Below are 21,196 nucleotides of genomic sequence, written 5' to 3'. Positions count from 1 at the left end.
CTGTTTGTTGAAAATTAATAAGCTCGCTTCACCCATTCATTGCTTGTGAACGAGATTTTCTGTTGATCAAGTTTGGCATCATCAACGTACCAGCCGCGCTTATTCGTTGATCCGTCTGTATGATAAGTAAAGCGAACTTGTGTCGTATTCGCTGGAATCGTAACTTCTTCTCTTTCCCAACTTTCGCTTGCGCCAGTTAGCGACGCTACCTCTGTCCATTTCTCGCCATCCTCTGTAACCTCAACTGTTCCTGTATCATAGCCTTCCTCCATTTGATACCACGTATCAAACGAAAGTGTCGTTGCTTCGTCCACATCAACTTCAGCCGTTAACTGTTTGGACTCGTTATTGCCATATCCTGCAAACCACGGATCTGCTTTTTTATCCATCGCAACTGGAATCGCATCCGCTACTTGTCTCGCAAATGCTCGTCTCGTTGGTGACGTTGAAACTGTTTCGCGCGTTGGATGCACGCGGTTCGTTAACAGAATCGCAATCGTTTGATTTGTTGGGCTCACAACGATCGACGTTCCAGTATACCCGGTATGCCCGAGCGTCGTGCTTTCAGATAAAGCATCCATAAACCAGCCCTGCTGAAGCTCCCAGCCAAGTCCATGATCGTCTCCAGGGAACTCTGGAATCCGGTTCTCCGTTAAAAGTTTGACAGTTGCCGGCTCTAGAATCCGCGTTCCGCCGTAGCGTCCTTCCATCAAATACATATGTGCAAATTTCGCGAGGTCCGATGCCGTTGAAAATACACCGGCATGACCAGCTACTCCGTCAAGTGACCAGGCGCTTTCATCATGCACCTCGCCCCAAACGAGTCCACGATTTGTCCACGGCTGGTATTCGGTTGCGGCGATTCGTTCTTTTAATTCAGCAGGCGGGTTATACATCGTATCGTCCATGCCAAGCGGCTCTGTGATTTCCTGCTTTACATACTCATCGAGACGCATACCTGAGAGCCTCTCAATCAAAGCACCAAGCGTAATCATGTTCAGGTCGCTGTATGTATAGTCTGTTCCTGGCGCTGATTGAAGTGGGTATTGAAAGACATACTCTAAGCGATTGTCTCGATCTTCTCCGATTGTGTAAAGAGGAATCCACGGTTTAAATCCAGAGGTGTGGGTCATGAGCTGTTCAATCGTCACGTTTTCTTTTCCATTTGCCGCAAATTCAGGAATGTACTTGGCAACAGGGTCATCTAACTGAAATGCCCCATCCTCATAGAGCGTCATCGCCGCCGTCGTTGTGAAGAGCTTACTAATAGAAGCAAGATCAAAAATGGTATTCTCGCTCATTGGAATCGGATTGTCCATTTCAGTAAAGTCGCCATCTGTGTATTGAGCCGAATATCCGTACGCTTCTTCCTTCACGATCTGTCCTCTTCTTGCAACAAAAGCAACAGCGCCAGGCATTACTTGATCCTCAATGGCGCTTTGCAGTAAACCGTCAATCTTTTGGAGCGGTTCTTCACGCATTCCTGCTCCTTTGTATGAGCCAGGATGAAGAACAGGAGAGGTTGGTCCCGGGTTATCCCAAGAAAAAGCGGGGTGAGCTTTTCTCGATTGATGCATGTTAACCTTTCCCTCTTTTTCGATTGTCGGACCGGGTGCAGCTAATCCTGATCCAGGGGCTAAAAGTGACGTTCCAAGTGCCGTAGTTAGAAGCAGCGACAGCGTTTTTCTTCTCATAGTGCCCTCCTCTTATTAGTTGAATACAGCTAAATGAATGACTCCTCCCTTTCCAAATGAACTAACATTCAGAATATTCTATTCAAATCGTACCCTCTTCCTTTATAGTCGTCTATACCACTTAAGTCATGGATTACCAAAAAACAGCGTCATTTATAGACCATTCCGCATAGGTCATTGGAATGAATTTGAAGTATTGTAACAATTAATTTAAGTTCGTTTTGTAGCTTTATTTCAAAATTTGAGAGAATTCGGGTGGTGACAGGCACTTGCGGTTTTTTCAGTCCTTCGAGGAGAGACTTTTATGTGATTTTGTCTTTATAGGGGGCCAGGTACGTCACCGGTGACGTACCTGACCCCCTATAAATAACCTCTTTCAATTCAACGCACTAAGCAACAACCCCCAAAACCTCTCCTGATCAATACCACGCGTAAATTTCACATTGGGCTCTCTTCCCGTTACATGCAGTAGGTCCACGCAGGTGGTGCCGTATGTAAATTCTCCCTTCGTCTCAATATCCACACGAACCGTCTCGAATTCAAAAATCGATTCATCGATTAAATACGCAATCGTGCACGCATCATGAATCGGGGCCCCTTCAAAACCAAAAACATCTTTATAGGTTTTGGTGAAATAAGCAAGAAGTTCTCCAACAAATTCAGAAATAGGACTACCAATTGAAGCGATTTGTTCAAGTATAGCTGGGGTGGTGATCGCCTGGTGCGTTACATCAAGCCCAAACATGGTAACGGGAACGCCGCTGTTAAAGACCAGTTCCGCCGCCTCTGCATCAACGTAAATATTAAACTCAGCCGTAGGCGTCCAATTCCCAAACGTACCCCCGCCCATCAGAACAATTTCTTGAATTTTTTCAACGATCGCCGGTTCTTTTTGAAGAGCTAATGCGATATTTGTGAGCGGACCTGTCGGAACCAGCGTAATCTCACCATCCGAAGCCAACAAACGCTCTATGATAAAATCGACCGCATGCTGATCAATCGCCTTTTTTTGTGGCACTTTAGGTAGCTGAGGTCCATCTAGTCCCGAATCACCGTGAATATCGGGCGCAAATTCACGCACTTTTACAAGCGGTTGCTCGGCACCACGTGCAACAGGTACATCCAGCCCTAGCAAATCACACACTTTTAACGCATTCAGCGTCGTTTTCTCAAGTTCAACATTTCCTGCCACCGTTGTAATGCCTTCTATCTGGATTCGATCACTTGATGCGGCCAGAATAATTGATATTGCGTCATCATGACCCGGATCACAGTCTAAAATCACTTTTCTTTTTTCGCTCATGAAGCATTGCTCCTTTTAGGTAAAATGGAAGAACCCTGATCGGCTCCAACTTTGGAGGGGAGTCAGGGTTCGAACTCTATTGATTTCAAGCGTTTATTAGATTTGAGATTTGTTTAAAAAGTCTTTCAGTGTACAGAGAGACATACGCTCCCCCCTACAACCCAACAAACTCCTTCTTACGTTCCCGAAACACCGTCCAATTCTTAAACCCAATCTCCTTGAGCTTTGCGCGAACTTCTTCAAACTCTTCTCCCACTCGTGCTGGCCAATGAGCGTCTGAACCAAACGTTACACCTACACCGTAATGACACGCCATTTCAAGCATATCATTTGCCGGGTACCAGCCACCGCAGTCTTTATGCTTACCAGATGTGTTAATTTCAATCGTTGATTCGAGCTCACCGAGTCGCTTGATCGCTTTTTCTACCTCAGGCGTTTCCACATTCGTGAAATCAGGATAAAAGCCTTTCATCGCGTCAATATGAGCTAAAATATCAAAAACGCCGCTTTCAGCTGACTCAACAATTAACTTGTAATAATGTTCTTTCTCCTTAAGAATATCTTCTTCGGTTAAATTCTCCCATCGACTTTTATCAAAGATGTTGTTTCCATTACTAAAATGAACGGAGCCGATAATGTAATCAAATGGATACTGGTCATAAATGCTTTTATATAATGGGTAATGCTCTTGAAAGAAATCGGATTCTACACCGAGTAAAACGTCAATTTTCCCTCGATACTTTTCTTTTAAAGTCAGTACCTCCTCCACATAAGAAGCAAACTCGCTCTTTGCCATCGCGATACGCGGCAATGCGCGATCCTTTTCACTCGCAAAAAACGGCGAATGATCCGATATGCCAATCATCTGTAGATCATTTTGAATCGCTGCTTTTATGTACTCTTCAATCGTAGCCTCCGCATGCCCGCACCGTTCATGATGCGTATGGTAATCAAATTTCATCCTTTTGCTCCTTCCAAATAATAGTAAGTATTTATATCATAATCCTATCATAGTTCTTCTACTCTATAAGACTATTTTCCTCTCGACATCAACTGACAAATAGCGGGTGGTGACAGGCACTCTATATTTAGAAATGATGAACTTTTATAAGTTAAAGGTCCTTATTTGTATTGCTAGATTCCATCGGTATAAGTTCCTAAATACGGATTTGATTCGAAACGATCAAGAGACCTCTTTCTTATTTATAAGAACATTTCTCCTTCGAAATAAGGATTTTCAATAACCCGATTCTCTTCTATATCCGCTTTATGTAAATCAGAGTTTACACTCAATGAATATACTATCAGTTGTAGTAAATGTTGAAAGGATGATGATAATGAAGCGGAAAAAGAAGATTGCAGCGTTCACAATGAGTATGGCTCTGATTGGAAGTTTACTTTCGCCAGGGGCTGCCTCAGCGAGTGGAAATGAAAAAACACCAAGTATGAACACTAGCAAACTACTAAACGTTGCCCATAGAGGGGCTTCAGGACATGCACCTGAACACACAATTCCATCTTATGAACTTGGTGAAGAAATGAAAGGTGACTACATTGAAGTAGACCTTCAAATGACAAAGGATGGAACGCTTATCGCGATGCATGATGAGTCAGTTGATCGAACCACAAACGGGACAGGCCTTGTGAAAGACTATACACTGGAGCAGATAAAAGAGTTAGATGCTGGTAGCTGGTTTAATGAAAAATATCCTGAGAAAGCTGATCCAACTTACGAAGGCATTCAAGTACCTACTTTTGAAGAAGTGATTCAAACTTTTGGGACAGGCGCTCGCTATTATATTGAAACAAAATCATCCGAAGTTTATCCTGGCATGGAAGAAGAATTACTTCGCGTTCTAAACAAATATCATTTAACAGGTGTTAATGAACGATCTAGCAAAGTGCTTATCCAATCATTCAGTCAAGAGAGTTTAATGAAAATGCATAACCTGAATCCGAACTTGCCCCTCATTCAGCTCATTTCATATAAAGAGCCTGCTACGATTTCAGAGAATGAATTACAAGAGCTCTCTAAATACGCTGTCGGTGTCGGCATGTCTGCTTCAAAAATTGATGAAACCTACGTCCAAAAAGTAAGAAATGCAGGATTTCTTATCCACCCTTATACGGTAAATGACAAAGAAGAAATGACGCGTTTATTGGACTGGGGCGTTACAGGAATGTTTACGAACTATCCGGATGTTTTGAATGATGTACTTCATGGTAAATGAACGAAAAAAAGGTCCTCGTTGGTTACTGCCAACAAGGACCCTTTTTACATTCACCATCCGTATTGCTGAAGGAGCTCTGCCACCGCAGTGTGATCGCTCTCTTCCGCTAACCCAAATGCCTCTTCACTTTCCTCAATAGAAGAAGGAAGCGCTCCAGCTACGAGGAATGCTTCAACAAGAGAAGTGTTGTCTTGTTTGATTGCTTCAAACAGCAATGGCTTCCCATTGTAACGAGTATTCGCATCGCCGCCTCTACCTAATAGCAAGGAAACTAGTTCAGTAGACTTTTCTTCAGTAACTGCAATAGCCAGCGCACTTTCCTCATTGTTTTCAACCGTAAAGTTTGGATTTGCTCCAGAATCAAGAAGTAGCGTAATTATTTCTTCATTTCCTTGAATGATGGAATAAGTTAATAAAGTATCATGCTCGCCTTCCACTTCTATTTCTAGGTTAGGATTATAACCATTGTGTAATAAAATTTTGATGAGTTCGATGTTTTCTTCTTTTACTGCTTTGACTAACATTTCCTCATTTCCGATTTCAAAATGAGCACCCATTTTTAATAGCAAGTCAACAATTTCGTTATTTCCTTGTTCGACTGCTACTTCTAGAAGGTTCTCATTTTTCTCATGATTTACTTCAGCATCCCCATCGTGATCCGATTCTTCGTGATCATGTACTTCTACCCCGTTCAGAAGCAGGAACTCGACGAGCTTGCTGTCTCCTTCCATGACCGCGTAAGTAATTGGTGATACGCCATCATTATTTACTGTATTCGGTGAAACGCCCTCATGAAAAAGATCCTCCATCTCCTTTAATGTCGTTTCATCTGAACGATTCTGATAGAGAAGTTGCCACAATTGGTCTTCTTCCGTAAGAACGTCGGTGTCTGCTCCTTGGTTTTCTGCACTAGCTTCTTTATGTGATTCAGACGTCGTGTTATCTCGATTTAATTCAGAACATGCCGCTACCACGATCAGCATGAGCATCCAAAGTAACTTTCGCTTCATTATTTCCCTCCAACTGTCTAAAAAGTCAATTCCTAAACCATTATATCGTGAATCATTGTGAGGAAGGATTAAAATTTAGTGAAATATGTCTTCGAATGGGACAACTTACGCCTGTCATACAATTTAATAGTCAAGCTTCAGGGAGGACGAAACGTTGTCATATTTTAAAACGAGGAGGAAGCGTGGAGGTTCAGGAAAGATTATTTTTAGCTTAATCGTCTTGCTGCTTCTCGGTGGCAGCATCGGTATTTGGATCTGGAAACAACCAAAATCACAAGCTGTAGCAACTGTAAAAGAGTTTTATTTATATGAACAAAGTGGTGATTTCAAGAAATCTTGGTCCCTGTTTCACTCTGAGATCAAAAACCGGTTTTCAGATGAACAATACAGCCAATTACGCTCCCAACTGATCACGCAGGATATTGGGGCCACGTCATTTACTTTTGATGTTGGAAAAGTGAAGACAAAAAAGAACTGGCGATCGGGAGTAAACGGCGTCATTATGAAAAAAGTCTATAAGATAAAAGTAACCCAGCATTTTCAAAATCAGTTCGGTAATTTTGATCTCGTTCAGGAAGTGTTCGTCGTTAAAGAAGAAGGAGAGTTTAAAGTTTTGTGGGACTATAAATAACGAGGAATTTAACTAAATAAACGTTTGTTTAAGAAAAAGGTGCTGGACGAAGCATCTTTTTTTTGATTTTGCTTTATTTTGATAAGGGAAATGCCATGATGAGTTCCTCTCGTGCAGACACATAATCACAGTATTGTTTTTTCTTTTCTTCAAGCGTACCTGGGTAACTCTCTATTAGTGGAAGTACGTTAAGATAAGGTTTTTTCATAGGAACTTTCAGCCCATAATAGCGATAACTGGACCATGGGTAATCTGCTGGTTGTAAGACGAGGTTTGCTTTCAATGGATTGAGGTGAATATAGCGACTAACTTCTAACATATTCGCTGGGGTGTTAAGCGGCTCATCAAAATAACGTTTCTCAAAAACGTGACCAGTCAACTCGTACCTTCCATTAAAATAGGTTGCGTAACGCTTGTTCACAAGAGACATAATTTTTGAAATCGGCTGTTCTTTTGATCGGAGTTGAAGATGATAGTGATTATTCATTAAACAATAAGAAGCTAACTCAAATGGATGTGTTTCGAAGACTTGCTGAAGGATATACAAAAACGTGCGGTAATCTCTCTCATCTTTAAAAAGAAGATCTTTTCGGTTTCCTCGACTTACGATGTGATAAAAATGATTTGGGAGCCAGACCCTCGGTTTTCTCACCATCTCATGTATGTTGCTAGGTGAGCATGGACTGACCCCTTGCCCCATAGACGCTTCGTCAAAGTTCTTCCTCCTCTGCTTTTTTTCTACTCTTTCTCCAAGAATAATCTTCCTTTGCTTACCCGTCAATGGAATCTCTTCGACAAATACCGGGCGGTGACAGGCACCATCTACTCACCCGCCGCCCAGCAGTCAGCCCCTCATTCAACCTGATGAGGGGGCTTTTCTCCGTTCAACACTTTCAATAGATTCATCATAGCTACTTCTGCCATCTTAAGCCTTGTTTTCCTACTCGCACTTCCGATATGTGGCAGGGTTACTACGTTTGATAAACTTAAAAGAGGATGATTGAGTGATACTGGCTCTTCTACGAAAACATCTAAACCAGCAGCCCAAATATCGCCGTCCTTAAGCGCATGATAAAGAGCTTCCTCGTTAACAATTCCCCCTCTTGCTGTGTTGATTAAAATAGCGGTTTCTTTCATCATCCTAAGTTCTTTCACTCCAATTAAGTTCTCCGTCTCTGAGGTTAACGGTGTTAAGACACAAACAAAATCAGAATCTTTTAAGAGCTGATTGAGTTCAGCAAATTGAAGACCCATCTTATCTTCAGCTTCTTGATTTCTACGACGGTTGTGATAAAGAACATTCATATCGAATCCTTTGGCTCTTTTCGCCACGGATTCTCCGATTCTTCCCATGCCAATGATTCCTAACGTTGCTCCGTGTATGTCTTGACCGGTTAGTTGCATGGGAGTCCAGGCTTCCCATTTTCCTTCGCGTAAATAGGTGGAAGCTTCAGGAATTCTTCGAGCTGTTGCCATCAGCAAAGCAAAGGTTAAGTCAGCTGTCGTTTCCGTCAGCACACCCGGTGTATTTGTCACAACAACTCCCTTTTCTTTAGCTGCTTGAATGTCGATATTGTTATAACCTACTGCCATGTTCGCTACGACTTTAAATTTAGATGCCTTTTCTAAAAGCGAGCGATCAATTTCTTCGGTTAACATACAGAAAAGTCCGTCCGCCTCTTGGATTTCTTGCTCAAGAACATCAGGAGGTACAGGTTCTTCCTCAGATTCCCACATCTTCAACTCACAATTTTGACGTAAACTATTAACAATTTCATCTGGTAATTTTCGCGTCAGATAGACTTTAGGTTTCAACACTTTTCTCCACTCCCAGCTGTTATTTTCCCCCATGCTACACTTTTCACGAATAAAGTCCAAATCCCTTTTCCACATAGAGACATTACCCGGGAAATTTCGTAATAATGCTCTCTTTATAAACTGAATATTGTGTTAATATGAAGAAAAAAGGAACTTGAGGTGAATTATGTCTCAAAACGAGCATTTTTCGTATCCTATCCGCGTTCGCTATTCTGAGATTGACGGTCAAAAAATTGTTTTTAATGCCCATTATTCCACTTACATCGACATTGCTACGACCGAGTATTTCCGACATGTTCTTGGTGACCGGTTACAACAGCTTGCTGACGATCACTCATTTGATCCCGTATTAAGAAAGATTACCCTTGAGTTCATAAAACCGGCGAAGTTAGATGACGTTCTTGACGTGTTCTGTCGCGTTACGAAGCTTGGGAAATCTAGTTTTGAACTGAGTCATACAATTATGCGAAATGATGAGCTCCTTGTGAAAGCTGAAGTCATACAAGTGAATTATGATATGAAAAGTGGTAAAGCGCAGTTGATTCCTCAGCAAATTAAAGATGCACTGAGTCACTTTGAAAAGTTAATTGAACATTAGATCTAAGAATCTCATAAAAAAGTGGCATGCATTCACGCACACCACTTTTTAAGTTAACCAATTTTCCGATACTCTTCTGCCATTTGCATGCTTTTTGGTTGAGTAAAACTTGATATAACCACTACAAGAACAATGTTACTGATTAACCCCAAAATACCTGCGTGGATATCAAAAGGTGTGCTTGAAGCTACTAGTTGAAAATAGTAATTCACAAATGTACCAGCCACAAGTCCGACGATAACAGCGGAACCTGTGATCCGCCTTGAGTATAGGGCACCATAAACGCCAGGCGCAAATTGAACAATGGAGCCGTAAGCGCCAAGAAGTAAGGCAATTAATCCTTGGCCACCGAAAACAGTAATAAAATATGCAAGACCACCAATCACGAAAACACCGATTCTCATCAAAAGAAGGGTTGTTTTGTTCGTTAGATCCGTTTTCACATTTTTAATTACACCATCTGTAAATTCAAGAGAAGCACTATGAGTAATCGCATCAGCTGAAGACATGGCGGCAGCAAGAGCACCTGCACCAACTAATCCATACACCCACCCTGGCAAGCTTAATACAGCGGTGATTAAGTAAGGAAGAATTTCATCAGGTGAACCGATGAGTGAAGCATCTACAACATTGGCAGCCGCGAACCCTACAAATAATAACGGAATTAAAAACAAGGCGAAAATCGGATAGACAAGCACGGTTTTTTTGATCGTTCTGGCATTTGAAGCGTATGATTTCGAGAAAAGATGTGGCCACATGAGAAACCCAATGACCGATACTAGAATTGTGGTAGTATAAGCAGTTGGTGACATAGCTGACCCTTGATTTCCAATCTCAAGAAAACCAGGCTTTGCATCCACCAGGTCAGTAAACATCCCTGATACACTATTGTGAAGCTGGTTCACAATAGCCAGACCAACCACCCAGGAGATAATAATCATGAGTAATCCTTGAAAAACATCTGACCACGCTGCCGCTCGTAAGCCTCCTGTTGCAACATACACAACAACGATACCGTAAGAAACAAGCGCACCAAGCCAGAAAGGAATTCTTCCTTCCGTCATAATATTAAATATGTAAGCCATGCCTTTCATCTGGGTGGCTAAATACTGAATTGAGGCAAGCACCGCAATCAAACCAATTAATATTGGAAGTACTCGACTATTGTATCTCTTTTTCAAAAAGCCTGAAACAGTATAAATGCTGTACTTCCTTCCGATCTTACCAATCTTCGGACCGATAATGTACCATGGAAGAATGGCAAAAGCAGTATATGTAAGAATATAAAGAGCAGGTGCACCTTTTGAATATGCCCAGCCTGGTGCGCCAAGGAACGAGAAGGCGCTAAATACTGCTCCACCCATTAAGAACCACATCACGAAAAGTCCTAACTTTCCACCTGCTACTGCAAATTCATCTAGTGAGCTTTTATCCTGATTTCTTCCAGCCAAAACACCAATTACAAGAGCAATAACCAAATAACCAATCATAATAATCATTGCAATTTGCCATGCTTCCATTTACTGCACCTCCTCTTCGTCTTTATCTGGATCTAAGATATACATCATTAGGACAATTAAAAATGTTACAATAATCCATGCAATTACCCAGAATACTGAAAAGGGTAGACCTACGATAAATGGTGTACTTCGATTTCCAAGTGAAAAGAGAGGAAAAATCAGTAGAAGTAAGGGAATGACTAAAGACGTACAATATATCGTTGTAAATTTCTTTTTACTCACAAAACGCCCTCCTTTTGATTTGAAAATACAATTTCTCCATTGATCATCGTAAGATCGACACTAACCTCCTTTAGCCTATCTGGTTTACACGTAAGAATACTTTCATTAAGAATGACAAAGTCGGCTAGCTTTCCACTTTCGATACTCCCTTTCTCGTTTTCTTCAAAACTCGCATATGCTCCTGACAATGTATAGGCTTTAATCGCATCTTGAATCGAAATCCCTTGTTCATTTCCAATCACGTTTCCTGATTTACTATGACGTGTAACCGCCGCATAAATACCTAGTAGAGGATTTACATCTGTAATTGGGCTATCTGATCCTATTGCAAAAGGGATATTGTTTTCGACAAAGTCCTTTAGTGGAAACATAATTTGAGTTCTATCTCCATAATCCTGAACATACCCATCACCAAATTCATAGAGAAAAGCTGGGTTCGGAATCGGAATAACTTTTAAAGATCCCATTCTTTCTAACAGATCAGATGGGGTCATCGCAGCATGCTCGATACGATGACGGTGATGATTGATGGGAGTATCAGCCAATCCTCTTTCAATCGTTCGAAGCATCATTTCAACAGCTTGATCACCAATTGCGTGCGCTGTAATTTGCCAACCTTTTCTATGTGATTCTATAAGGGATTGATCAAGTTCATCTTGTTGCAAATATAGAATTCCTGAGTCATCAGGATTGCTCGAATATGGCTCTCGGGTTTTCGCTGTTGGGCCACTGCTACTTCCGTCAATAAACACTTTAGCTGGACCAATTTTAAACCACTCATCGCCAAGACCAGTTACAATTCCACTCGCAAGTCCCTTTTCTACCATCTTCCCTGATTCGTGAAGTGACCCATAGAGTGTGTAAACACGTTGTTGGATGGCTTTTGACGAAACAGCTTTTTGTAATGAGCGTATATGTGAAGGCCCATAACCTCCTGCATCATGTACACTCGTAATACCATGCTTTAAGAAATGTTCAGAAGCAATCTTCAATCCGGTTTGGATTTGTTCCTCAGAATGCATCGCTTGTAAAAAGAAATTCATATGAGCGGACTCGAGTAATACGCCCGTTAACTCTCCATTTTCTCTTCCATATTTACCACCTGAAGGGTCAGGGGTATTATGTGTTATTCCAGCCATTTCTAGCGCTTTACTGTTCACACACGAAAGATGTCCACACGTTCTTACTACAATAATCGGGTGCTCAGTTGAAACTTGATCAAGATCCCATCTCGTGAGATGACGTCCAAGAGCATTTTGATTATATCCCCACCCACGAATCCACTCTCCTTTTGATGTAAGAGGAACACGATTGGACAGTTTCTTAATAATGTCATCGATTCCGCTAACTTCTTTACAATTCACATCGAGGTAATTCGTGCCAAACAATTCAAGGTGAGCATGTGCATCAATAAACCCAGGCAGCAAGCTTCTGCCTTGTAAATCGATGAGTTGAGTATGTTTCCCCTGAAATTGTGCCACTTCTTCATTTGTACAAGTGGCAAGAATGCGGTTTCCCTTAATTGCTACTGCTTTTTTAATCGAGAAGGCCTCATCAACCGTAACAACCTCGCCATTGAAAAAAATGATATCTGCCTGCAATCCATCACCCCTCCTCATCGATCGCAATCCGCACTGCTGTCTGATAAAGCAACTGAACCCCCTTCTCAATATCATCCATTTCGGCAAATTCAAGCGGATTATGACTGATGCCTTTTTCACATCGAACGAAAATCATTCCGTAGTCACTGATATACGACATAAAAAGAGCATCGTGAAATGGACCGCTCATTAAAACGGGCGATTCATAACCGAGTTTCTTATCTTCTTCGCTCATGATTGCTTTAATCCAATCTGCACAATAGCGTGGTTCACTCCTGGTGTCTTCCGTAATCGTGTACGTAAGCTTGTAAATCGAGGCAGCTTCTTCAATAATCGTGTAGAGCTTTTTTTCGAGCGTGGTGCGATGCTCAAGATCGATATCACGTAAATCCATCGTAAATTCCACTTTCTCCGGAATAATGTTACGAGAGTTCGGAAATACCTGGACACTTCCAACGGTACCGACCGTTGTTTCTTGTCCTTCTTCTTTAATGAGGTGATCAAATTTCGTAATAATCTCACTCGCTCCAACCATGGCATCTTGCCTTAATGGCATCGGAACGGAGCCAGCATGGCCGGCAAATCCTTCAAGCGTGACGGTTAGCCAGATTGGTCCTGAAATTCCTGAAACAATTCCTACAGGTTTATTTTTAGATTCTAAAACAGGCCCTTGCTCAATATGAAGCTCTAAGAATGCCTCAATATCTCCGTTTTTGTAGACGGGACTTTCTGTGAGATCAGGTTCGACACCGAATTCTTTCAGTGCTTCTTTTCGCGTCATTCCATTCTTATCTTTCCGCTCAAGTTCACCTTCCTCTAGCAGGCCAGCAAGTGCTCTCACACCGAAGACACCTTTGTTAAAACGGGAACCTTCTTCATCTGAAAAACAAATCACCTCAATCGTTCGCTTCGGTATGATGCCGTTATCTTTCATCGTATGTACAACCTCAATCGCACCAAGTGCGCCGGCTGTTCCGTCAAAGCGCCCGCCATACGGTTGAGAGTCGATGTGAGATCCAAGCATAAGAATTGGCTTATCCTTCTCGGATCCCTCTATCCTTCCTATTAAATTCCCAAAACCATCGATACGAGCTTCCAAACCAGCAGCTTCCATCCACCCCTTCACGACCTCAACTGCTTCTCGATCTTCCTTCGAATGCGCTAGACGACATACACCCGTCTCACCAATCTTTCCGATATTAGCTAATTCTTCAAGATGACTCTGTAAACGATCGCGGTTAATTCCCATTCACACTCATCCTTTTCAACGTTTTATTCACTATAGCAAAGCCGTTTTGAATGATCATTGTACACAATGTCGTTTAATAATTGAATATTATATATATTTCGTCTATTTAATCTGCAGCATGACGCAAATGACCTGCCATTCGTTCGACAAAATCACCCAAAAACCGGGTGGTGACAGGCACCGATCGACTGTTCGAACAACCACTTCCCGAACGATCCCTCTTGTCACACTCACCCTAATTGCATATAATAAAGCTAGAGAACATAAGGTATAAAAAAGAACGCCGGTGCTTTCGCACCAGCGTCCATACAGCTGCTCCGCATGACGAGCGGCGGCTCAAAAGGCAAAAAGTAACTCACCTTAATCCTTGGCCGGGGCAGGGTGGGTTACTTCTTTTTATTACTAGAAACCGTAATAATTGTGACCACGAGAGAAGCAAAACTAATCATTAAAACAAGCGCCTCAAATGTGCTCATCATTATAGGCAGCACCCCCTTTCTTCAACGGGGTACCGCCGCCCACCCTGCTTTGCAACTGATACTTATTATCTTATCATAGACCGCTATCTTAATTGGATAGACCATTTACCTATGTTGGTCTCAAAACTTCATCTGCTAACATCCTAAATAAAGCAAAAAGAGGTGGGGAATCCCCGCCTCTTTTCTCTTACAATGGCCTGTCATCAAAATCATAGTCTGCTGGATTTGGTGCCACGCGCGCTTTTTCAAGAGCTGGCGTATCTGGTCTTGCCACTTGATAGACAGAGGCTCCAACAATTTCTGCTACATTTTGAAGCTTCTCTTTGCTAATTTTATCAATTGTATCTTCAGGAGAATGGTACCACGGCTCAAGCGGAGCGTGAATAAAGAGAGCCGCTGGAATTCCTTTTAGAAAGAAAGGCACGTGATCGCTTCGACCGAGTTCACCATAGTCAACTGCGCCTGAAATCCTTGCTCCAGCTGAGGCACCAAGATCAGTGACGAGATTCTTATTTCCATCAGGAGTGAACATGATAAGTTCTCCTGCATCGCGACTCCCAACCATATCCAATTGGAAATGAGCGACTGAGTTTTCGATCTCCTCATCAGTCAAAGAGTCCGCATAATAATAGGAGCCGACCAATCCTTTTTCTTCCGCTCCAAAAGTGACAAATCGAAGTTCCGTATCAGTAGGGGTTTTCGCCATAATTCTCGCTAGCTCAAGCGTAGCAGCTACTCCTGAAGCATCATCGTTTGCCCCTGGTCCATTTGGAACAGAATCGTGATGCGCGCCAACGGTCACAATTTGCCCGGTGTCTTTATTCGGATGAGGCTCTTTTTTCGCAATGACGTTATAAGAAGTTTTATCAACCGTCCCAGCGTTTTCTACGCTTACAGTCGCTTGAACGTCTTCCTTTTTCAGTTGATCAACAAGTTGAAGACCCGCTTCTCTTGTAATTCCTACAGCTGGAATATCTTGTCCTTCATAAGCATAGCCAAATGAATTCCCAGAGCGTCCTTCGCCGTTAAACATAATAACGCCAATCGCTCCTTTATCGTAGACGTTCTGGATTTTTTCGTAAAAACTATAAGAACCGCGCTCAATTAATGCGATCTTCCCCGCTACTTCATCGCCCACTTCATCTTTAGACCCAAGTCCTACATATACAAGGGATCCTGAGACACGATCGTTAATCGAGCCTTCAAACGTATGAACATCGCCAGGAAAGACTTGATCATTCAAGGCAAGCGATGAAGTTCCACCATCCCACTCTTGAATGGTAAACGGCTGCAATTCAGTCTCATACCCATACCGCTCAAACTCGCTTTTTATGTACTGAACGGCTTGGTACTCCCCTTCCGTACCAGCTTCACGAGGTTGCTTTGATAAGAGGGCAATGTTGTTATACATGTTTTCACTACTGATTTTCTTAATTACTTTGTTGTCAAACGCATGGTCAGCTTGTTCATTTGGTACCGGTTTTGCCGCATCAACAGTGAAAGACATAGGACTTAGGACTAAACCCGTGGCAAGAGCTACTGTAACCGCTTTCTTTCGCAAACGAAATTCCTCCTTAAGATTAGTGATCAGCATAATTATTCCATTAATCCAATGTTTAGTAAATTAAGGAATCTAGTCTAAAAAGAGGTAGGGTAGTAAAAACTGGACTTTTAACCTAGAAGAAATTGCACTAATTTACTCTAGTTCAGTCGAAATTAAGATATATGTGTAGAGAAAATGAGCATTCTCGGTCATTTTTTAGTCGCATTAAGTTTTGTGATCGTTTTGACCACATACGAAATCATCCTTTAGTCAAATCAACAAAGAGCCCTTCAAAGATGAAGAGCTCTTCAATATTTCCTTAGCTTTCATTCGACAATTTCTCTCAAAAAGCGGGTGGTGACAGGCACCGTTATACCGTTATCACGCTCTCCACAATCTCAAGAGCACTTCCTCCTGCACATTCGCATGCTTCTTCGTCGTTAGCAAACTGACGCTCACATAACCAAGAAGCGAAAGTAACACCGGGAACACAACCGTATGCATCCCAAACGCATTTGGCATAAACGTATGAAAGCCAATATAACTGCCAACACCTACAAGAATGGAGGCCATTGCTCCACTCGCATTCCCTCGTTTCCAGTAGAGTCCCATAACGACTGGCCAAATAAAGGCCGCCTCAAGTCCCCCAAATGAAAACAAATTTAACCAGATAAGAAGTTCAGGCGGATTGACGGCCATCGCAAATACTAATACGCCTAATACTGCGGTCACACCTACGCTAAATCGCTTGATCGTTTGATCACTTGCTTCAGGCTTCACATAATTCAAGTAAATGTCTTTCACAATCGCAGAACTAACGAGAAGTAACAGAGAGTCGACTGTCGACATGATCGCAGCCATTGGCGCTGCTAGAACAATCCCAGCAAGCCAGGATGGTAGCACCTCTAGTGCAATCCTCGGCATTACCGTATCGCCAACTTCAATTCCAGGTAAAACGGCACGCGCAAATACGCCCGTGAGGTGCATTCCAAGCATGATCACACCTACGACGATTGTTCCGATAATGAGAGCGCGGTGCATCCCTTTTGAACTTTTATAAGACATGGCTCTGACAGCCACTTGTGGTAACCCAACAACACCAACACCTACCAGAATCCAGAAAGATGAGACGTACAGCGGTGTCAGAGATTGATCAGCGCCAAATGGAGAGATCAAATCAGGATTTTCAGCCCCTAGCGTCGTAATAATGTTTTCAACACCCCCACCAGCAATGACAGTTCCGATGAGAATGACTAGTGTTCCACCGAACATCACAACACCCTGTACTGTGTCCGTAATCGCTACCGCTCGAAATCCACCGATAATAACGTAGACAAGAACCGAGGCGGCAAAAAGAAACAGCGCTCCCGTATAAGGTAGGCCGGTTAACGATTCAATGAGCCGCGCGCCACCAATCCACTGAGCGGCCATCGCAGAAAACAAGAAAATGATAATACTAAGCGCAGATAAAATAACCACGCCTTTACTCTGATAACGCTCCTTTAGGAAATCAATTAACGTAACCGCTCGAATTTTCCGAGCCATAATAGCAAACTTTTTCCCGAGCACCGATAATACAAAATAACCTGTGGCGAGCTGCGTCATCGATAAGAGGACCCAGCCAAGTCCCATCGTGTAAGCGACACCAGGACCACCAATGAAGCTACTTGCACTTCCATATGTAGAAACCATTGTCATCGCAAGAATAAATCCACCAAGTTCACGGCTTCCAAGAAAATACTCCTGTAAAAAGTTCGATGTTGATTTCAAATGGGTAGAAGCATAGAACCCGATTAAAAAAATGATAACAAGAAAGATAAGGAGTGGAATCACAACGTCCCAGTTCATTCGCCTTCCTCCTCATCAAACGAAACTTCTTTAAACAAGAAGACAACCGCTAAAATCACGAGGACGATCACAATCCCGGTTCCGAGCACACAGCTGTAGAAAAACCACGCTGGCAGCCCCCATATATATTGATAGTCATCTACTGGTTTTGATCCAAAACCGTAAGCAAACCCATACCATATAATAAAATTAATGATAACAAGAACGACGCCGATGAGCGCTTCACGATTGGCGATTCGATAGCGTGGATCATCTTTTGGCATCTTATCGTGTTGCTCCATGCTTTTCCTCCTTTAAGACAAACCTCGTTCTATTATAACCAGAAGAAAGCTTCAACCATAGTGATAAGATTTTATCGTGATTGATCAGTTGGTAAAACATTCAAAAAAACGCCTATCATCTACCGACGCTTTGGTTTATGTCCTGTTTAAACAAACGTTTATTTAAGTACAACTACGCCTTCCGATAAGCCCTTCTCTCAGCATAAGTAACACATTTATAACAAACCGGCTTCCGATTGCCCACATCATCTAAATAATACTGTGGACGTACAGGCTTCTTCTTACAAATCATGCACTTCTCTAACCCCATCAATCTTCCGAAAAAACCCTTCATTTCTGTCACCCTCCTTACCTTTAATAAACTAAATGAAAGCAAGATGAAACACAATACCCGCGCATCACCATAAATCCTGTTAAACTAATAAGACAACATACGACAAATACCGGGTGGTGTCAGGCACTACGCAACAGGCACTGCTGTACTACGCCATACGTCCCGCCCGTCTACCAAAAGGATGAGCCCATACATGAAAGTAATTCTTGCTACGCCTTTCTATCATCAGCTTCGTGGTAATACCATTACCGTCCAGCGTATCGCCCGGGGGTTAAACGAAGCAGATATTGAGACGGAAGTCATTTCTATAACCGAACAAACAAATTCGATCGCGGTTCTAAAAGAAGCAGATTTAATTCATGGCTTTAACGCTTATCGTTTTTATCAGTTTATGAAAACCTTAAGCATTCCGATCACCAAATATACGATTACGCTCACTGGAACGGATCTGAATCATGATCTAACGAATCCACACAGACAGCATGATGTGATCGCCTGCTTGAAAGCTGCGCTCGCGGTACACGTTTTTGATGAAAAAGCGAAGCGTCGTATCCTAGAGGTTTTACCAGCTCTAGAAAGAAAGTTGTTTGTAATTGCACAAGGAACGAGATCCTTAAGTAGTAAGCGCTCACCTAAAAAGACTTCTGATGTCTTCCATTTTCTCCTTCCAGCAGGCATTCGAGAAGTTAAAAACATTCCCTTCGCGATCGAGAGTTTGCAGAAATTGCGTCAAACTCATCCTGAGATTAGGTTAACGATTGTCGGACCAGTGATTGAAAAGAAGGAGGGAGAACTCGTTAAGGAATTAATACGCGATAGCGAGTGGGTGAAGTATGAAGGCGCTATCCCTCATAGTGAAATGGAAGGGGTGTACAGTCGTGCCGATGTCGTACTGAACACCTCCCATAGCGAAGGACAATCCTCCGCTATACTTGAAGCGATGAGCTACGGACTACCGGTTCTTGTGTCAAAAAACAAAGGAAATTTGAGCCTTGTTACGCATAACAAAACAGGACTTGTTTATGAAGGCGTCGAGCAATTTATTACTTGTGCACTTCGCCTCATTGAGCAGGAATCTCTTCGCCAAATACTCGGCCAACAAGCGGCGGAGTACGTAGAAAAACATCACTCCGCAACACTAGAAATAGCCGCCATACTTAACATGTATGCGTTCAGCTTAAACCTTTTAAAGAAAGGGGATAACTCAAATGATTAAAAGTCCTTGAGTAGTGGATCACACAAGGGTCGTGTACGACTCTCCTAATCATGATGTGATCACGCATAAAAACTCAGCTGAGAAGAAAGTAATTTTAACCTTTGATGACGGTCCCGGCCGCGTTCTCCCAGAGCTACTTGATATCCTAAAAACAGAGAAGGTACCAGCTATGTTCTTCTGGCAGTCACGGCTACTTTACCAAGCTAGGGCCTGGAAAAGGGTGCTAGATGAAGGCCATGTCATTGGCACTCATTCGTGTAAACACCTTAATTTAAGCAAGCTCAGTTATGCCGAACAATACGAGGATCTCGAAAGAAGCAAACGAAAAATCGAGGATATCACCGGTACCCCCGTGACTTATTTCAGACCGCCATTCGGGCGCTACGACCTTGCTACGACGAAAGCTGCTAGAGATCTTGGATTAAAGACGGTCATGTGGCGTATTAGCTCAATGGATTGGGAACTCGCTTGTCATCCGGAAGAAATATTGAGTAATGTCATTCCAAACCTTGAAGATGGAGCGATTATTCTTCTGCACGAGTTGAAGCAAACGGTTCAAATATTGCCCGAGCTTATTGAACGAATACGTTCAGATGGCTATGGATTTACCATACTTTCGTAGAAAAAGAGGAGATGGCTAATTTTGATAGCCACCTCCTCTTCTCCCTACTACTCAAAACGTCCTATTTACCCCTCCACCTCAACTTCATTCACACCGTCCACTTTTCGAAGCTGCTCATAAATGTCTGTCGTATGATTCTTCTCAAACGTCATTAGTTTAAGCTCAATCTGTGGATTTTTTTCTTTCGTATCACGAACACGTACGTGACGAATTTCAAAGTCATTCGCAACAATGGCTTTCATAAAATGACTCACGTTTACGTTTTTTTTCAGGGTTAACTTTGCCCGCATTTCACGCTGCCTTAGGGCTTTTGGACCGATGCGTTTTATAATCCAGGGTAGGATGTTGACGCTGAACAGAATAAGACCAGCCCCAACGAACGCTTCATAGTAAAAACTGGCACCAGCTGCGATGCCTAATCCCGATGCTCCCCATATAATAGCAGCTGTCGTTAACCCTGAAATCGCGTCATTGTTTCGTCTTAAGATGACACCAGCACCGATAAAACCAATCCCAGAAACAATTTGAGCCGCTAACCGCATCGGATCAGTTCGGATATTCGGAGAAAGCTCAGCGAATGTTTCCGCTGACTCAATTGACACGATCGTTAACAAACAGCTGCTGACTGCAATTACAATGCACGTCTTTAATCCAAGAGGCTTATGCTTTAATTCTCGCTCAATTCCAATCAATAATCCAAGTAAAGCAGAAACAGATAATTTAATTAGAACAATCACCATCGTTCGTCATCTCCACCGTTGGAATAGAGAAGGACCCCATCTCTCTATTACCCTATTCACTTGAAGGAAATATTAGAATGAGGCGAAAGACTATATGAAGCATTCGACAAATTGCGAGCAAAAACGGGCGGTGACAGTGGTTGACCCCCTTATAATGGACACATGAGGTATCATAAAGATACGAGACAAGTGAGTTTAAGGGGGAAAAAGGTAATGGCGAGAAAACCACATTCTACATTTGAATTAAGAAAAAGGG

General features: G+C 42.4%; 21 protein-coding genes. 5 read left to right on the top strand and 16 right to left on the bottom strand.

The features are described 5' to 3' along the window. Positions 1-14 precede the first annotated feature (14 nt). From LCL91_RS09395 to LCL91_RS09385, 3 genes are all read right to left on the bottom strand, one after another. Positions 15-1,694, bottom strand: a complete 1,680-nt coding sequence (locus tag LCL91_RS09395; RefSeq protein WP_224881932.1) for a serine hydrolase domain-containing protein — start codon at positions 1,692-1,694, stop codon at positions 15-17. Between the two features lie 376 nt (positions 1,695-2,070). Then, positions 2,071-2,997, bottom strand: a complete 927-nt coding sequence (locus LCL91_RS09390; protein WP_224881931.1) for a nucleoside hydrolase — start codon at positions 2,995-2,997, stop codon at positions 2,071-2,073. Between the two features lie 154 nt (positions 2,998-3,151). Further along, on the bottom strand, positions 3,152-3,958 hold the full coding sequence (locus LCL91_RS09385; RefSeq protein WP_224881930.1) for a histidinol-phosphatase: 807 nt from the start codon (positions 3,956-3,958) through the stop codon (positions 3,152-3,154). A gap of 376 nt (positions 3,959-4,334) precedes the next feature. On the opposite strand from LCL91_RS09385, the gene LCL91_RS09380 reads away from it, so the two are divergent. Then, positions 4,335-5,228: a glycerophosphodiester phosphodiesterase gene (locus tag LCL91_RS09380; protein ID WP_224881929.1), complete on the top strand. Its 894-nt coding sequence runs from the start codon at positions 4,335-4,337 to the stop codon at positions 5,226-5,228. 50 nt (positions 5,229-5,278) lie between these two features. Here LCL91_RS09380 and LCL91_RS09375 read toward each other — a convergent pair whose 3' ends face one another. Continuing rightward, positions 5,279-6,238 carry an ankyrin repeat domain-containing protein gene (locus tag LCL91_RS09375; RefSeq protein ID WP_224881927.1) on the bottom strand — a complete coding sequence of 320 codons (960 nt, stop codon included), beginning with the start codon at positions 6,236-6,238 and terminating at the stop codon, positions 5,279-5,281. Between the two features lie 154 nt (positions 6,239-6,392). On the opposite strand from LCL91_RS09375, the gene LCL91_RS09370 reads away from it, so the two are divergent. Beyond that, positions 6,393-6,869 (top strand): hypothetical protein, encoded by a 477-nt coding sequence (locus LCL91_RS09370; protein ID WP_224881925.1) that lies wholly within the window; start codon positions 6,393-6,395, stop codon positions 6,867-6,869. Positions 6,870-6,942: 73 nt separating this feature from the next. Here LCL91_RS09370 and LCL91_RS09365 read toward each other — a convergent pair whose 3' ends face one another. Further along, complete coding sequence (locus tag LCL91_RS09365) at positions 6,943-7,650, bottom strand: transposase (protein ID WP_369522947.1); 708 nt, start codon at positions 7,648-7,650, stop codon at positions 6,943-6,945. Positions 7,651-7,721: 71 nt separating this feature from the next. Beyond that, the gene (locus LCL91_RS09360; protein ID WP_224882342.1) at positions 7,722-8,684 is read right to left on the bottom strand and encodes a 2-hydroxyacid dehydrogenase; all 963 of its coding nucleotides are present in this window, start codon (positions 8,682-8,684) and stop codon (positions 7,722-7,724) included. A gap of 169 nt (positions 8,685-8,853) precedes the next feature. Here LCL91_RS09360 and LCL91_RS09355 point away from each other — a divergent pair, with 169 nt between their 5' ends. Next, positions 8,854-9,285 (top strand): acyl-CoA thioesterase, encoded by a 432-nt coding sequence (locus tag LCL91_RS09355; protein WP_224881923.1) that lies wholly within the window; start codon positions 8,854-8,856, stop codon positions 9,283-9,285. Between the two features lie 53 nt (positions 9,286-9,338). Here LCL91_RS09355 and LCL91_RS09350 read toward each other — a convergent pair whose 3' ends face one another. From LCL91_RS09350 to LCL91_RS09310, 9 genes are all read right to left on the bottom strand, one after another. Next, positions 9,339-10,805: a sodium:solute symporter family protein gene (locus LCL91_RS09350; RefSeq protein WP_224881922.1), complete on the bottom strand. Its 1,467-nt coding sequence runs from the start codon at positions 10,803-10,805 to the stop codon at positions 9,339-9,341. Continuing rightward, complete coding sequence (locus LCL91_RS09345) at positions 10,806-11,027, bottom strand: DUF3311 domain-containing protein (protein ID WP_224881921.1); 222 nt, start codon at positions 11,025-11,027, stop codon at positions 10,806-10,808. Then, the gene (locus tag LCL91_RS09340) at positions 11,024-12,628 is read right to left on the bottom strand and encodes an amidohydrolase (RefSeq protein WP_224881920.1); all 1,605 of its coding nucleotides are present in this window, start codon (positions 12,626-12,628) and stop codon (positions 11,024-11,026) included. Before LCL91_RS09340 ends, LCL91_RS09345 begins: the two co-directional genes overlap by 4 nt. Before the next feature lie 4 nt (positions 12,629-12,632). Further along, positions 12,633-13,877 carry a M20 family metallo-hydrolase gene (locus tag LCL91_RS09335; RefSeq protein ID WP_224881919.1) on the bottom strand — a complete coding sequence of 415 codons (1,245 nt, stop codon included), beginning with the start codon at positions 13,875-13,877 and terminating at the stop codon, positions 12,633-12,635. Between the two features lie 386 nt (positions 13,878-14,263). After that, positions 14,264-14,356 carry a putative holin-like toxin gene (locus LCL91_RS09330; RefSeq protein ID WP_224594651.1) on the bottom strand — a complete coding sequence of 31 codons (93 nt, stop codon included), beginning with the start codon at positions 14,354-14,356 and terminating at the stop codon, positions 14,264-14,266. A 187-nt stretch (positions 14,357-14,543) separates the two neighbouring features. After that, positions 14,544-15,917, bottom strand: a complete 1,374-nt coding sequence (locus LCL91_RS09325; RefSeq protein WP_224881918.1) for a M28 family peptidase — start codon at positions 15,915-15,917, stop codon at positions 14,544-14,546. 363 nt (positions 15,918-16,280) lie between these two features. Further along, the gene (gene panF, locus LCL91_RS09320; RefSeq protein ID WP_224881917.1) at positions 16,281-17,747 is read right to left on the bottom strand and encodes a sodium/pantothenate symporter; all 1,467 of its coding nucleotides are present in this window, start codon (positions 17,745-17,747) and stop codon (positions 16,281-16,283) included. Next, positions 17,744-18,010 (bottom strand): YhdT family protein, encoded by a 267-nt coding sequence (locus LCL91_RS09315; protein WP_425589676.1) that lies wholly within the window; start codon positions 18,008-18,010, stop codon positions 17,744-17,746. Before LCL91_RS09315 ends, panF begins: the two co-directional genes overlap by 4 nt. A 190-nt stretch (positions 18,011-18,200) precedes the next feature. Beyond that, entirely contained in the window at positions 18,201-18,362 is a 162-nt protein-coding gene (locus LCL91_RS09310) for a hypothetical protein (protein WP_224881913.1), read from the bottom strand. Positions 18,363-18,555: 193 nt separating this feature from the next. Between LCL91_RS09310 and LCL91_RS09305 the strand changes: the two genes are divergently transcribed. Then, on the top strand, positions 18,556-19,578 hold the full coding sequence (locus LCL91_RS09305; RefSeq protein WP_224881910.1) for a glycosyltransferase: 1,023 nt from the start codon (positions 18,556-18,558) through the stop codon (positions 19,576-19,578). A gap of 13 nt (positions 19,579-19,591) precedes the next feature. Then, a complete protein-coding gene (locus tag LCL91_RS09300; protein WP_224881908.1) occupies positions 19,592-20,200 on the top strand; it encodes a polysaccharide deacetylase family protein in 609 nt (202 codons plus the stop codon). 65 nt (positions 20,201-20,265) lie between these two features. Here LCL91_RS09300 and LCL91_RS09295 read toward each other — a convergent pair whose 3' ends face one another. Continuing rightward, positions 20,266-20,940, bottom strand: a complete 675-nt coding sequence (locus LCL91_RS09295; RefSeq protein WP_224881906.1) for an MgtC/SapB family protein — start codon at positions 20,938-20,940, stop codon at positions 20,266-20,268. Positions 20,941-21,196: the final 256 nt, after the last annotated feature.

The sequence above is a fragment of the Guptibacillus hwajinpoensis genome (assembly GCF_020171785.1).
Taxonomy (GTDB): Bacteria; Bacillota; Bacilli; order Bacillales; family Guptibacillaceae; genus Guptibacillus; species Guptibacillus sedimenti.
The sequence above is the reverse complement of the archived record's forward strand: the minus strand, read 5'-3'. Positions and strand labels throughout refer to the sequence as shown.

Excerpts from the sequence above, each read along its gene's own strand:
- LCL91_RS09395 (WP_224881932.1), bottom strand. The coding sequence starts at position 1,694 with ATGAGAAGAAAAACGCTGTCGCTGCTTCTAACTACGGCACTTGGAACG.
- LCL91_RS09390 (WP_224881931.1), bottom strand. The coding sequence starts at position 2,997 with ATGAGCGAAAAAAGAAAAGTGATTTTAGACTGTGATCCGGGTCATGAT.
- LCL91_RS09385 (WP_224881930.1), bottom strand. The coding sequence starts at position 3,958 with ATGAAATTTGATTACCATACGCATCATGAACGGTGCGGGCATGCGGAG.
- LCL91_RS09380 (WP_224881929.1), top strand. The coding sequence starts at position 4,335 with ATGAAGCGGAAAAAGAAGATTGCAGCGTTCACAATGAGTATGGCTCTG.
- LCL91_RS09375 (WP_224881927.1), bottom strand. The coding sequence starts at position 6,238 with ATGAAGCGAAAGTTACTTTGGATGCTCATGCTGATCGTGGTAGCGGCA.
- LCL91_RS09355 (WP_224881923.1), top strand. The coding sequence starts at position 8,854 with ATGTCTCAAAACGAGCATTTTTCGTATCCTATCCGCGTTCGCTATTCT.
- LCL91_RS09350 (WP_224881922.1), bottom strand. The coding sequence starts at position 10,805 with ATGGAAGCATGGCAAATTGCAATGATTATTATGATTGGTTATTTGGTT.
- LCL91_RS09335 (WP_224881919.1), bottom strand. The coding sequence starts at position 13,877 with ATGGGAATTAACCGCGATCGTTTACAGAGTCATCTTGAAGAATTAGCT.
- LCL91_RS09330 (WP_224594651.1), bottom strand. The coding sequence starts at position 14,356 with ATGATGAGCACATTTGAGGCGCTTGTTTTAATGATTAGTTTTGCTTCT.
- panF (WP_224881917.1), bottom strand. The coding sequence starts at position 17,747 with ATGAACTGGGACGTTGTGATTCCACTCCTTATCTTTCTTGTTATCATT.
- LCL91_RS09315 (WP_425589676.1), bottom strand. The coding sequence starts at position 18,010 with ATGCCAAAAGATGATCCACGCTATCGAATCGCCAATCGTGAAGCGCTC.
- LCL91_RS09310 (WP_224881913.1), bottom strand. The coding sequence starts at position 18,362 with ATGAAGGGTTTTTTCGGAAGATTGATGGGGTTAGAGAAGTGCATGATT.
- LCL91_RS09305 (WP_224881910.1), top strand. The coding sequence starts at position 18,556 with ATGAAAGTAATTCTTGCTACGCCTTTCTATCATCAGCTTCGTGGTAAT.
- LCL91_RS09295 (WP_224881906.1), bottom strand. The coding sequence starts at position 20,940 with ATGGTGATTGTTCTAATTAAATTATCTGTTTCTGCTTTACTTGGATTA.